This is a genomic window from Rhodoferax ferrireducens, assembly GCF_031458075.1.
Taxonomy (GTDB): domain Bacteria; phylum Pseudomonadota; class Gammaproteobacteria; order Burkholderiales; family Burkholderiaceae_C; genus Rhodoferax_B; species Rhodoferax_B ferrireducens_A.
In genome coordinates, this window is sequence record NZ_JAVDXT010000005.1 from 128,983 (window position 1) to 141,552 (window position 12,570).

The window sequence follows — 12,570 nt, forward strand, 5'->3', positions numbered from 1 at the left end:
AAAATTGGCGCCCAGGCGAATCCGGGCGGCCAAAATCGGTTTATTCTGTGCAAACGCCCTCTTCCCGCCGAGACCGGAGCAGAGGAAGCCGCCCAGCAGACAACCGAAACAAGGCCGCATGCGCGATTCCCGCCTACATACGTCCAACCTCCACCCGCACGCCGAGCTGGATGTGGAAACCACCATGCTGTATGTGGCCTATGGCCGCCAGCCGTTCAATCTGCTGCTGACTCTGGCCTCGGTGGTCCTGATCCGGTGGCTGATGTGGGAGCATTTCCCTCATACCGTGGTGGCCAGCTGGCTGGCGGCACTGCTGGTCAGCGCTGGGCTGAGCTTCGCCATCTGCCAGGCCTTCCGCTACGCCGCCCCTACCCGCAGAGCCATCGGGCGCTGGCAAACCCTGCTGACCGCCCAAGGCCTGGCGAACGGCGCGTCGTGGGCGATTGGCCCCACGCTACTGGTGGCCCAGGCCCAGGGTGCGGAGTTGGCACTACTTGTCAGCATCCCCCTGGTTGCCTGCACCGTGGCGGCGGTATCGGTAGCCGAACACCGCGCCGCGATGTACGCATTTCTGGGCGCGGCGCTGGGGCCGCCCATCCTCGCGCTGATGGCCCAGGATGGGGCACTGGAGCACGTGGTGGCCGTGGTGCTGCTATTTGGCCTGACGGCCATGTTCATGGTGGGCCACAACATCCACCAGACGGTGCGCACCTCGCTGGGTGCGCAAGCCCAGATGCGTGCCATCCTGAATGCATCGCAAGATGCCATCATCGGTTTCGACAGCCGGGGCCGCATCACCGACTGGAATATGCGCGCCGAGTCCCTGTTCGGCCGCAGCCTGGACGAGGTGCGGGGGCTGGACTTCGAAGCCACGCTGGTCCCCACACGCCACCACAGCGACTTCCGGGAGACCAAGGCGGAATTTCTCGCCAGCGGCGACAGCCAACGCATGAACCAGCGGATTGCCACCACCGCGCTGAACCACAGCGGACAGGAGTTTCCGGTGGAAGTGGCGATTGCGCCGCTCAGGAATGCCAAGGGCTACCAGTACACCGCCTTCATTACCGACATCACCGCACGCAAGGAGTCCGAGGAGCGCTTGGCACTGTTTCGCCGGGTGTTCGACACCAGCAGCCAGCTGGTCAGCATTCTGGACAGTGAGGGCCGGGGCCTGTACCAGAACCGGGCCCATGCCCAGGAGCTGGGTTATTCGGACGCAGAAATCTTCGGCCAGCACTTCACCCTTACCGTGGCGCCAGACAGCCTGGATGTTTGCGCCACCGAAGTCCGGCCCGTACTTGCAGCCGGGGGCAACTGGAATGGCCATCTGCAGCTGCAGCGCAAGGACGGCAGCCGCTTCATCGCCAGCAACAACATAGGCTGCATCCAGGATGCCAGCGGCCGCATCCAGTACATCTTCAACATCTTCTTCGACTTCGGTCCCGAACTGGCGCGGCGCAACGAGCTGGCGCAAGCCAAGGAGACGGCCGAGCGTGCCAACCAGGCGAAATCGGATTTTCTGTCCAGCATGAGCCACGAGCTGCGCACGCCGATGAACGCCATCCTCGGCTTCTCGCAGATGCTCGAATACGACAGCACACTGAACGCCGACCAGCAGGACAATGTGCAGGAAATCCTCAAGGGCGGACGGCATCTGCTGACGCTGATCAACGAAGTGCTGGACCTGGCGCAGATCGAATCCGGCCGCACCAACCTGTCGCTCGAACCCGTGGATCTGACCCACCTGGTCGAGGACTGCCGGCAGCTGATACAGCCACTGGCCGATGCGCGCCACATCCGCCTGCAGCTAGACATACCGCCCCAGGCCACGGTGCGCGCCGACCGGGTGCGCTGCAAACAGGCCCTGCTGAACCTGCTATCAAATGCCGTCAAGTACAACAGCGAAGGCGGCGAGATCCGGGTGGCGATGTTCGCTGCCCAGAGCGGCCGGCTGCGGATGGGCGTCACCGACACCGGCGCGGGCATTGCGCCAGAGCGGCTGGCCGAGCTGTTCCAGCCGTTCAACCGCCTGGGCGCCGAACACGGCGAAATCGAAGGCACAGGCATCGGCCTGACCATCACCCGCCGGCTGGTGGACCTGATGGGCGGCGAAGTGGGCGTGGACAGCCAGCTCGGTGTGGGTACCACTTTCTGGATCGACCTGCCCGCCGATGCCGCAGCCACCGACCTGGCCACCACGCCCCGCAGCGCCGCCGCTTCGGCCACCGCCTCTGCGCAGCGCTACTGCGTGCTGTGTGTGGACGACAACCCGGTAAACCTGAAGCTGATCGCCCAGACCATGGCATTGCGGCCGCACGTCGACCTGCTGACGGCGCACTCCCCCGAGCTGGGCCTGGAACTGGCGCTGGCCCACCGGCCGGACCTGATCCTGCTCGACATCCACATGCCGGGCATGAGCGGCTACCAGCTGCTGCGGGTGTTGCAGGCCGATGCCCGGCTGCGGACCACGCCGGTGATCGCCATCACCGCCAACGCCATGCCCAGCGACATCGCCCGCGGCCGCGCGGCGGGCTTCAGCGACTACCTGACCAAGCCGCTGGATGTCGACCTCTTCCTGCTGACCGTGGACCGTTGCCTGGCAGGCAGCGCAAAGGACGCACCATGACCTCTGAATCGATGGAACTGGCCCGCATTCTGGTGGTGGACGACGAGCCCGCCAACCTCAAGCTGCTGGAAAAGCTGTTGACCAGCCAGGGCTACCCGGCCCCCGTGCTGGTGCAGGATTCGCGCGAAACGCTGCAGCGCTACCAGCAGCTACGCCCGGACCTGATCCTGCTCGACATCAACATGCCGCACCTGGATGGCTACCAGATCATGGAGCAGCTGAAAGCCCTGAACGACCCGCTGCTGCCGCCCATCGTGGTCCTCACCGCCCAACTGGGCCGCGAGCACATGGTGAAGGCGCTGGCCCTGGGGGCGCGCGACTTTGTCGGCAAGCCGTTTGACCGCGTGGAACTGCTGATGCGGGTGCGCAACCTGCTGGATGCCCAGCGCGCCCACCGCCTGCTACACGACCAAAAAGCCGCGCTGGAAGAGATGGTACGGGTGCGCACCGAGGACCTGAACCGCACCCGCCTGCAGGTGGTGCACCGCCTGGGCCGTGCCGCCGAGTACCGCGACAACGAAACCGGCCTGCACACTATCCGCATGAGCCATTACGCCGCCCGTCTGGCCCACAGCCTGGGCTGGAGTGCCGCCGACTGCGAACTGCTGTTGCATGCCAGCCCCATGCACGACGTGGGCAAGATCGGCATCCCCGACGCGGTGCTGCTCAAGCCCGGCAAGTTCGAGCCGCACGAGTGGGAGATCATGAAAACCCATGCCGAGATCGGCGCCCACATCCTGGGCGACAGCGACTCCGACCTGCTGCAGCTGGCCAGCACCATCGCCCGCAGCCACCACGAGAAATGGGACGGCAGCGGCTACCCCCAAGGCCTGGCCGGCGAGGCCATTCCCCTGGCCGGGCGCATCGTGGCGGTGGCCGATGTATTTGACGCCCTGACCTCCAGCCGACCGTATAAGAAAGCCTGGCCGGTGGAAGAGGCAGTGCAGCTGATCCGCGACGGCGCAGGCAGCCATTTCGACCCCACGGTGGCCGCGCATTTCCAGCAATGCCTGCCCGACATTTTGGCGATCCGCGAGCGCTTCAAAGAGCCCGATTGAACCGACCGGCTTTGGCGTAGCATGGGGTACATCCCTTACCACCCCCCTCCCATACCAAGGAAATCCATGACCATCCACCGCTACCTTGCCCCCGCCCTCTGCGCGGCCCTGCTGTCTGCTTGCGCAACTGCTCCGTCCGGCCCCTCGGCCACCGCCCGTCTGGCACCCACCACCGGCAACACGGTGAGTGGCAACATCCATTTCATCCAGCTACCGGGCAAAGTGCTGGTGCAAGGCGAAGTCCGCGGCCTGCTGCCCAATACCGTGCACGGCTTCCATATCCATGAAAAGGGCGACTGCAGCAGCGGCGACGGCATGGGCACGGGCGGCCATTTCAACCCTGACGGCCATGCGCACGGCGCCGCCACTGGTGCCATGCACCATGCAGGCGACTTACCCAGTCTGCAGGCCGATGCCAACGGCGTCGCCAAGATCCGCTATGAATCCACCACCCTGGCGGTGGGCAGCGGTGCGACCGACGTGGTCGGCCGCGGGCTGATCGTGCACAAAGACCCCGACGACTTCACCACCCAGCCCACCGGGAACTCGGGTGCTCGGATCGCCTGCGCGGCCATCCGCGCCAACTAGGGGCCTACAAAAGCACGGGCATGCCGGGAGCCTGCCGTGCCGAAACCTGTAAACCACTGTTTTTCTTCATCGACAGAGAACGCACCATGGCTATGCAGACCACTCCCATTGCCCCCACAGTATCTGTATCTGGAAGATGCTTCGGGCTGACTTTCTCCGTACACAGGCTCTGATATGCGCCTGCTGCTGGTGGAAGACGAGGCCGAGATGGCATCGTGGCTGGTGCGGGCATTCAAGCAAAGCGGCTTCGTACCGGACCACGCACAGAACGCCGCTGTCGCCGAAGCATTGCTGGCGGGCAACAGCTATGACGCGGTGGTACTCGACCTGCGGCTGCCCGACAAGCACGGCCTGGCCTTGCTGGCCGATATGCGCAAAGCCGGCAACCGCACACCCGTGCTGGTGCTGACCGCACAGGGTTCGCTGCAAGACCGGGTGAAGGGACTGAACGTTGGGGCCGACGACTTTCTGACCAAACCCTTCGCGATTGAAGAACTCGAAGCCCGCCTCACCGCGCTGGTGCGGCGCAGCCGGGGCAGTTCGCACACGCCGCTGCAGTGCGGTTCGCTGTCATGCGCCCACGACAGCCGGGTTTTCACACTGGCCGGCGTGCTGCTGCAGCTCACACGGCGCGAGAGCGCGGCCCTGTCGGTCTTGCTGGCGCGCAGCGGTTCGCCGGTAGAAAAGTCCCACCTCTCGGGCAAGGTCTTTCCGACCGACAGCAATGCCGGCCCGGATGCAATCGAACTGGTGCTGCACCGGCTGCGCCGCAAGCTGGCCGGTGGCGACGTGCGCATTGTGACCGTGCGCGGCCTGGGCTATATGCTGGAAAGCACGGTGCATGAAAACCTTCCGGGCTGACCCCGACACCTTCGGCATCCGCGCGCGCCTGCTGACCCTGCTGCTGCCGGGCATCCTGGGCCTGCTGATACTGGACAGCTGGAACGACTACCGCGCCTTGCGCACGCTGGTACAGGACGCCTACGACCAGTCCATGCTCGAATCGGTGAACGCGCTGCGCAACAGCCTGGCATTGGCGCAAGATGGCTCCTTCCAGCTGAATGCACCATCGTTTATGGCCCCAACAGCAGCCGACGCCAGCAGCCCGCAGCACAAGCACCTGTATGTAGGCCTGACACCGCACCAGACCGCAGGGGGCAGCACGGCTGTCCAACAAACCCTGCTGGGCGAGGCCGACCTTCCTGCACCACCGGAGCCGGCTGCACCGGCCGCCGCTGCCGGTTCAGCCTCCCAGGTCTGGTACGACAGCCGCTACCAGGGCCAGCCGGTGCGGGTGGTGGCTATCCAAAGCCAGGTGGTGGACGGACGCGGCCAGGCCTTTGACCTGCTGATCCAGGCAGCCGAAAGCAGCGGCCAGCGGGATATGGCGCAAGCAACTTCGTCGGAGCATGCGCTGCTGCGCGACGCACGCATGGTGCTGGTGGTGGTTCTGTTGGTCTGGCTGGGGGTGAACTGGTCGCTGCGGCCGCTGGAGCGGCTGCGCAAATCCGTGCTGCAAAGCAAGGGCCAGGATCTCAAACCGCTGGACACCATCGATGTTCCGCATGAAGTGGCGCCGCTGGTCGACGCCATCAACCAGTACGTGGCCAACTACCGGGACTTGCTGGACCAGCAGTCGCGGTTTCTGGCCGACGCATCGCACCAGTTGCGTACGCCGCTGGCCATCATGTTGACGCAGGCAGGCTTCGCGCTGCGCGAAAAAGACCCCGAGCAGCAGCGCGCGACCTTGCGCGCCATCGTCGCCCAAATCTCGCGCAGCCGGCGCCTGTGCGAGCAACTGCTGTCGCTCGCCCACGCTAGCGACCACAGCCCGCCCGTCGACGCACCGGAGCTCACCGACCTGAACGCCGTTGCCAAAGACGTCGTGCTCCAGTACCTCACGCTGGCCCACGAAAAAGACCAGGACCTGGGCTGGATCGATGCCCGGGATGGCAGTCCGTCCTGCTCCGAACTATCCACAGCACCTGTGGTTCCCGTGCTGGCCAGAGGCCCCGAGTTGCATGAAGCACTTGCCAATCTGGTGCACAACGCCATCGTCTACACGCCATCCGGCGGACACATCACCGTGATGGTCAGCACCCGGGATGGCATGGCACTGGCCGAAGTCCGCGACGACGGCCCGGGTATCGCCAAGGCGCAGCGGGCAGCCGTCTTCGAGCGATTCCACCATACGGGCAGCAGCCCGGGCAAAGGTACGCACGGGGCCGGGTTGGGCCTGGCGATTGCACGCGCCTACGCCCGGCGCAATGGCGGCGACATCGCGTTGGCCGATGCCGACCTCGCCGCAGATACCGCGGGCACCGCCCTCGGCACTACCGGCTTACGCGCCATCCTGCGCCTGCCTCTGGCGTCAGGGCAGCAGAGCTGAGCCCGCACGGCCTCAGCGCCGAAGCACAGCGTTTGCCGCGTGGCGCCACGTGTTAGTAATAACACGTATTTTGAGCCTGGGCGCGCAAAACGAAAGCTGATTGGAAGCCTCGCTTCCTACCATCCCCTCCAACCCGAACGCCTTGCCGTCTGCGTTTTGCACGGCCTGGCGCGGGGCATACCCATAAGGAGACCCGGATGACCCCCCCCCCAGTGAACCACAACGCCGCACCGGCCCAGCCCTGGAGTCGCTGCATATGAACCTGAAGAACCGAAATTTCGTCAGAGGCCTGTTCCTCATGGCGATTGCCCTGCTGTTTGGCGTGGTGGCGCGGAACTACTCGATAGGCGAACTGAGCCGGTCCGGGCCTGGGCTGTTTCCCCTGATGGTGAGTTCCTTTCTGTTTGTGATCGGCCTGCTTACGGTGGTGCGGTCGCACTTCGTCGCTCCTGTACCCCTGGACTACAACGTCAAAAACATCGCCCTGATCCTGCTGAGCCTGGCCGGGTTTGCGGTGATCTCCGAGCACCTCAACATGATTCTGGCCATCGTGTTTCTGGTGTTCTGCTCCACCTTCGCCGGCACTTCGTATTCGGTGGTGCGCAACATCAAGATTGCGCTGGGCCTGATCGCAGTGGCCTATGCCTTCAAAAACTTCCTCGGCCTTAGCCTGCCCTTATTCTGATGGACATCCTGCACAACCTATCGCTGGGGTTTGACCAAGCGCTGACGCTGCAAAACCTCTTGTACTGCGCTCTGGGCTGCACGGTGGGCACGCTCATCGGACTGCTGCCCGGACTTGGCCCCTTGTCCACCATCAGCCTGCTGCTGCCGCTGACCTATTCCATCCCCACCGGCGGCGCACTCATCATGCTGGCCGGCATCTACTATGGCGCCCAGTACGGCGACAGTGTGAGCGCCATCACCATGAAGATCCCGCATGCCAGCAGCATCGTGGCCTGTATCGATGGCTACCAGATGACACTCAAAGGCAAGACCGGCCTGGCCCTGTTTACCGCGGGTATTTCCAGCTTCATCGGCGGCACCGTGGCCATTGTGGTGCTGTCGACCATGGCACCTACGCTGGGCGAGGTCGGCTTCCTGTTCGGTCCGGCCGATTACTGCGCCCTGATGCTGCTTGGCTTCTTCTGCGTGAGTTTCGTCAGCGCGGGCAGCTTGCTCAACGGTCTGGCCATGGCCATGGTCGGCGTGCTGCTGGGCATGGTCGGCACCGACGTGAACAGCGGCGTGGCGCGCTACACCATGGACCTGCCTTTCCTGATGGACGGCATCGGCCTGATCAGTATTGCGCTGGGCTGCTTCGGCATTGCCGAAGTCGTGAAAAACCTCGACAACAAAAACGTGCTCACCCCGTTCAACGGCGAGATCAAGCTCATGCCGACCTGGCCCGAGTTCAAGCGCATCATTCCCAGCGCCCTGCGCGGCAGCGTGATCGGCTCGGTACTGGGCATACTGCCCGGCGGTGGCCCGACCATCGCCCAGTTCGCAGCCTATGCCGCCGACAAGAAGTTCAGCAAATACAAGCACGAAATCGGCACCGGCTGCATCGAAGGCGTGGCCGGCCAAGCTGCAGCCGACGAGGCGGCGGCGCGCACCAGCTTTATTCCGCTGATGGCCATCGGCATTCCTGAGAACGCCGTCATGGCGCTGATGATGGCCGCTTTCGTCGTCAAGGGCATCCAGCCCGGCCCCAACATGATTGCCAGCCACCCCGACCTGTTCTGGGGCCTGGTGGCCAGCATGTGGGTGGGCAATTGCTTCCTGGTGGTGCTCAACGTGCCCCTGGTGCGCTACTGGCTGTCGGTGTTCAAGATCCCCTACACCGTGCTGTTTCCGGCGATCCTGTTCTTCTGCTGCATCGGTACTTTCAGCATCAACAACAGCCTGGACGACATCTACACCACGTCCGTTTTTGGCCTGATCGGCTATCTGTTCCTGCGCCTGGACATGGAGGCCGCGCCGCTCATGCTGGGCTTTATTCTGGGCCCCATGCTGGAGGAGAATTTCCGCCGCACCATGCTGCTGAGCCGCGGCAGCTTCAGCACCTTCGTCACCCGCCCCATCAGCGGCACCTTGCTCAGCGTGATCGGCGCACTGATCGTGTGGCAGGTGGTGGTATTTGTGCGGGGTTTGCGCAAGACCCCGACGCCTATCCGCATGGAACCGGCAGCCGTCACCGAATAGTTACCGCTGAAGTAAAGCGGCCCCAGTTGCTGCCACCGATTCTGCAACCCATCGCCCCCTGCAGGGGGTTGGTGAAAAGTGCGCAGCACTGCAGCCTGGGGGTGAATCATCCGCCCGTCACACCTTATGCGTCGACAGCAAGATGCTGGTTTCGGTGGTGGCGATACCGCTGATGCGCCGGATCGCATTCAACACCTTGTCAAACGCCTCCAGCGTATCGGCTTGCAAGCCGACCACGATGTCCCAGCGGCCATTGGTGGTGTGCAGGGACGACACATTCGGATGCCCGCGCAGCGCCTGCAGCACCTCGGCCGCCCGCGTGCCTTCTACCGCCACCGTCATCAACGCATGGATGCGGTGGCCCTCCGCGGCTGGCATCAGGCGCAACGTATAGCCCTGGATGGTGCCGTCTTTCTCCAGCCGCAGCAGCCGGTTCTGCACCGTAGCACGCGCCACCCGCAGCTTCTTGGCCAGCGCCACCACCGGCATGCGGGCATCCTCACGCAGCAGGCTGATCAGTTCGCGGTCGGTATCGTCCATAGCTCAAGTTAGGCAAATTGCATAGATTAAATGGGCAATTTGTACATTGGCATGGCAATAAGTGTCAAGTTGTGCTCTTTTGCTTGGCGGCAGTCCTCGGGAAAATTCTGTAAACCCATCCACTGCCCAGGAGCTTCCCCATGCCATCCATCCGCCCTGCACGTTCCATCCAGGCCCCTGACGCCGTGGTCATGGTGCGTCCGCATACCTTCACCCCGAATCCGCAGACTGCCGCCGACAACCGCTTCCAGCGTGCTGGCGACGGCTACGCGCCAAGCGCCGTGGCCGCAGCCGCCCATGCCGAAGTCACGGCAGCGGCGGCTACGCTGGAAAGCCATGGCGTACGGGTCCATCTATTTGACGACACGGGCGAACGCAACACGCCGGACTCGGTGTTCCCCAACAACTGGTTCTCCACACACGCGGGCGGCCATATCGCGCTGTACCCGATGTACTCACCCAACCGCCGGCGCGAGCGACGGCAGGATGTGATCGAAATGCTGAGAACCCAGTACCGGGTGCAAGACGTGATCGACTATTCGGGCTTGGAACCTGATGGCCTGTTCCTCGAAGGCACGGGCGCCATGGTGCTCGACCATGTGGAGCGCGTGGCCTACACCGCCCGCTCGAACCGGGCCAACCCGGTGGCACTGGAGCGCTTTGCCACCCACTTCAACTACGAGCCCATGGTGTTCGACGCCGCCGATGCCGACGGCCAGGCGATCTACCACACCAATGTGCTGATGTGCGTGGCCACCGAGTTTGCCCTGGTAGGCTTTGACAGCCTGACCAATACCGCACGCTGCGCCGAAATCCGGGCCCGGCTGGCCGACTCGGGCCGCGAGCTGGTGGAACTGAGCCAGGCGCAAATCGGCGAATTCGCCGGCAACGCCATCGAGCTCACAGGCGCAAACGGCCGGCTGCTCGCCATGTCCGCACGGGCCGAAGCCTGCCTGAGCCCCGCGCAAAAGCAGTTGATCCAGCGCCACGCCAGCATCCTGCCTTTGTCCGTACCCACGATCGAACTGGCCGGTGGCTCGGTGCGCTGCATGCTGGCAGGCATCCACCTGAGCCGGCGCTGAGCATCCATCTGTGAATACCTAGAGTACGCCTAGAAGAGATTCCGGTGCCTGCGGATCAAACACCACCACCGCATTGCGCCCCTGCTCCTTGGCGGCATAGCAGGCGGCGTCGGCGGCCCGCATCACCTCGGTGGCAGATGCGTAGCTGGCGTCCACCGCCACCAGGCCGATGCTGGCGCTCACCCCGAAACTCTGCCCCTCCCACAGCAGACGGTAGGCCACCACGGCGCTACGCAGCTTCTCGCCAACCTCCAGGGCCTGCTCCAGTGGGCAGCCGCGCAGCAGGATGGCGAACTCGTCACCGCCCAGCCGGGCCACGGTGTCGGCCTGGCGCACCTGGGCGGCCAGGATATGGGCGACATCCCGCAGCAGCGCATCGCCGGCTGCGTGGCCACCGCTATCGTTGACCTGCTTGAAATGGTCCAGATCGACGAACATCGCGCAGAATGGCTCCGTGCCCGCGCGTTCTGTGCTGCGCGTCAGCAGCTCCTCGAACGCAGGCCGGTTGACCAGGCCGGTGAGCGAATCGTGGCTCGAAGTCCAGGCCAGCCGCTCCCGGTGTTCGCGCGATGCGGTGATGTCCTCCACCGTCCAGATGGTGCCTTGCGAGCGGTCTCCCGGCATCACCGCCCGGCCACGCATATGGGCCCAAAACAGCTCGCCCGTCACACGTGCCAATTGCACCTCTCCGTCGAAGGCGCCGTGCTGCATGAAGGCCGGATGCGCGCGCTCCGACAAAGCCTGGTAGGCCTCGACCGAGGGGTACATCAACCGCGTAGGCTTGCCGATGACACGCTGTTTGTTGAACTGGAAGATCTGGCAGAACTGGCGGCTCACCAGTTCGAAATGGCCGTTGCGGGTAAAGGCGATACCGACCTCCGCATGGTCCAGCACCGCTTCCAGTTGGACCAGCAGAGCCTGGGTTTCGCCCTGTTTTTGCTGGCGCTGTTCCACCACCTGCTGGAACGCCAGGGCCAACTGACCGATCTCACCACCATCCCGAGGCCAGCCTTCGGTGGACGAACCGTCCTCCAGCAGCATCTTCGTCGCCCGCGCCCGCAGCACAGAGATCGGCCGGGTCAGCCGCCAGGCAACCGCGCCGGCCAGCACGGCCACCAGCAGGCCCACACCACCCGCGGCTTTCCAGGCCGTGGCCTGGGCCGCGTCCACCGGTTGCAAAGCCGCGGCCAAGGGCGTGAGCCGCACCAGCGTCCAGTCCGAATCGGGTATGCCGGCCATGGCGACCAGATGGCCCTGGCTCAAGGTGGCGGCGCCGGTGGTGTCGATGGGACTGCCCACTGCATGCCAGCGGTTGAACACATCCATCAAGCCGGGTTCTTCCGCTGCCGGACCCAGCAGTTGGGCGGGATTGGTATGGGCCAGCAAGACTCCGGCCCGGTCCATGATCAGCACCCGCGAACCTTTGGTATGGACGGTGCGGGTGACCTCCGAAAACAGGTTGCTGGATTGCAGCCGCAACACCCCGGCCATCACACCGACAACCTGGCTGTCCGGCGCCTGCGAGGAAATGGCAATGATCACCACCGGCGTATTGGCCACCCTGGCAACCAACGGATCGGAGAGCACCGGCTGGTCGGTGCGCAGTGCCTGTTGGAAATACGCACGGTCGCCGATATTGGGCAGATCGGTGGATATCTGGTCTTTGGCCATGCGGGCCAGCATGGCACCGTCGGGGCGGGCGGCCAACACGCTTTCAAACAGTGCGTTCAGGCCCTGGTTGCTGGCGAGGTAATGCTGCATGGCAACGGGGTCGTCCCATAGCGGGGCTGGCGCTTGCCGGGCCACGGCCTTCAAGGCATCACGCAACATATCGATCTTGCTACCCAGCAGCGCCGCGGTGCGCTCTACGTCATCGCTTTCGCCCTGTATCAGCATGTGCTGGATATTCGCCTGCGTGGTGAACAACACCAATTGCGTGGTCACCAGGGCCGACAACACCCCGGTAACCACCGCCATCGCAACGATCTTGAACTTGAGCGTGCGAACCCAGCCAAGGCGCGCAAAAGTACGTGACACAGTCTCCATCGTGACATATTACCTTGACCTTTTTCTGGCTTGGTT

At 64.3% G+C, this 12,570-nt stretch carries 10 protein-coding genes; 8 read left to right on the forward strand and 2 right to left on the reverse strand.

Going from position 1 to position 12,570, the window contains the following annotated elements:
- Positions 1 to 118 precede the first annotated feature (118 nt).
- The 7 genes from J2X19_RS21625 to J2X19_RS21655 all read left to right on the forward strand — a co-directional run bounded on the left by J2X19_RS21625 (position 119) and on the right by J2X19_RS21655 (position 8,866).
- Positions 119 to 2,626 carry a PAS domain S-box protein gene (locus J2X19_RS21625; protein ID WP_310376416.1) on the forward strand — a complete coding sequence of 836 codons (2,508 nt, stop codon included), beginning with the start codon at positions 119 to 121 and terminating at the stop codon, positions 2,624 to 2,626.
- Positions 2,623 to 3,684 carry an HD domain-containing phosphohydrolase gene (locus J2X19_RS21630; protein WP_310376418.1) on the forward strand — a complete coding sequence of 354 codons (1,062 nt, stop codon included), beginning with the start codon at positions 2,623 to 2,625 and terminating at the stop codon, positions 3,682 to 3,684. Before J2X19_RS21625 ends, J2X19_RS21630 begins: the two co-directional genes overlap by 4 nt.
- A 66-nt stretch (positions 3,685 to 3,750) precedes the next feature.
- Complete coding sequence (locus J2X19_RS21635) at positions 3,751 to 4,272, forward strand: superoxide dismutase family protein (RefSeq protein ID WP_310376420.1); 522 nt, start codon at positions 3,751 to 3,753, stop codon at positions 4,270 to 4,272.
- Positions 4,273 to 4,446: 174 nt separating this feature from the next.
- Positions 4,447 to 5,133, forward strand: coding sequence for a response regulator (locus tag J2X19_RS21640; RefSeq protein ID WP_310376422.1), 687 nt, complete (start codon positions 4,447 to 4,449; stop codon positions 5,131 to 5,133).
- Positions 5,114 to 6,661: a sensor histidine kinase gene (locus J2X19_RS21645; RefSeq protein WP_310376423.1), complete on the forward strand. Its 1,548-nt coding sequence runs from the start codon at positions 5,114 to 5,116 to the stop codon at positions 6,659 to 6,661. The genes J2X19_RS21640 and J2X19_RS21645 overlap by 20 nt, the downstream gene beginning before the upstream one ends.
- A gap of 256 nt (positions 6,662 to 6,917) precedes the next feature.
- Positions 6,918 to 7,346 (forward strand): tripartite tricarboxylate transporter TctB family protein, encoded by a 429-nt coding sequence (locus J2X19_RS21650; protein ID WP_176955118.1) that lies wholly within the window; start codon positions 6,918 to 6,920, stop codon positions 7,344 to 7,346.
- Positions 7,346 to 8,866 carry a tripartite tricarboxylate transporter permease gene (locus J2X19_RS21655; protein WP_310376426.1) on the forward strand — a complete coding sequence of 507 codons (1,521 nt, stop codon included), beginning with the start codon at positions 7,346 to 7,348 and terminating at the stop codon, positions 8,864 to 8,866. The genes J2X19_RS21650 and J2X19_RS21655 overlap by 1 nt, the downstream gene beginning before the upstream one ends.
- 117 nt (positions 8,867 to 8,983) lie before the next feature.
- Here the strand turns inward: J2X19_RS21655 and J2X19_RS21660 are convergent, their stop codons facing one another.
- On the reverse strand, positions 8,984 to 9,406 hold the full coding sequence (locus J2X19_RS21660) for an Lrp/AsnC family transcriptional regulator (RefSeq protein ID WP_310376428.1): 423 nt from the start codon (positions 9,404 to 9,406) through the stop codon (positions 8,984 to 8,986).
- 140 nt (positions 9,407 to 9,546) lie between these two features.
- Between J2X19_RS21660 and ctlX the strand changes: the two genes are divergently transcribed.
- Entirely contained in the window at positions 9,547 to 10,488 is a 942-nt protein-coding gene (gene ctlX, locus J2X19_RS21665) for a citrulline utilization hydrolase CtlX (RefSeq protein WP_310376430.1), read from the forward strand.
- An 18-nt stretch (positions 10,489 to 10,506) separates the two neighbouring features.
- Here ctlX and J2X19_RS21670 read toward each other — a convergent pair whose 3' ends face one another.
- Positions 10,507 to 12,525, reverse strand: a complete 2,019-nt coding sequence (locus tag J2X19_RS21670; protein ID WP_310376432.1) for a sensor domain-containing diguanylate cyclase — start codon at positions 12,523 to 12,525, stop codon at positions 10,507 to 10,509.
- Between the last annotated feature and the right edge of the window lie 45 nt (positions 12,526 to 12,570).

Excerpts from the sequence above, each read along its gene's own strand:
- J2X19_RS21625 (WP_310376416.1), top strand. The coding sequence starts at position 119 with ATGCGCGATTCCCGCCTACATACGTCCAACCTCCACCCGCACGCCGAG.
- J2X19_RS21655 (WP_310376426.1), top strand. The coding sequence starts at position 7,346 with ATGGACATCCTGCACAACCTATCGCTGGGGTTTGACCAAGCGCTGACG.
- J2X19_RS21645 (WP_310376423.1), top strand. The coding sequence starts at position 5,114 with ATGAAAACCTTCCGGGCTGACCCCGACACCTTCGGCATCCGCGCGCGC.
- J2X19_RS21660 (WP_310376428.1), bottom strand. The coding sequence starts at position 9,406 with ATGGACGATACCGACCGCGAACTGATCAGCCTGCTGCGTGAGGATGCC.
- J2X19_RS21650 (WP_176955118.1), top strand. The coding sequence starts at position 6,918 with ATGAACCTGAAGAACCGAAATTTCGTCAGAGGCCTGTTCCTCATGGCG.
- J2X19_RS21640 (WP_310376422.1), top strand. The coding sequence starts at position 4,447 with ATGCGCCTGCTGCTGGTGGAAGACGAGGCCGAGATGGCATCGTGGCTG.
- J2X19_RS21630 (WP_310376418.1), top strand. The coding sequence starts at position 2,623 with ATGACCTCTGAATCGATGGAACTGGCCCGCATTCTGGTGGTGGACGAC.
- ctlX (WP_310376430.1), top strand. The coding sequence starts at position 9,547 with ATGCCATCCATCCGCCCTGCACGTTCCATCCAGGCCCCTGACGCCGTG.
- J2X19_RS21635 (WP_310376420.1), top strand. The coding sequence starts at position 3,751 with ATGACCATCCACCGCTACCTTGCCCCCGCCCTCTGCGCGGCCCTGCTG.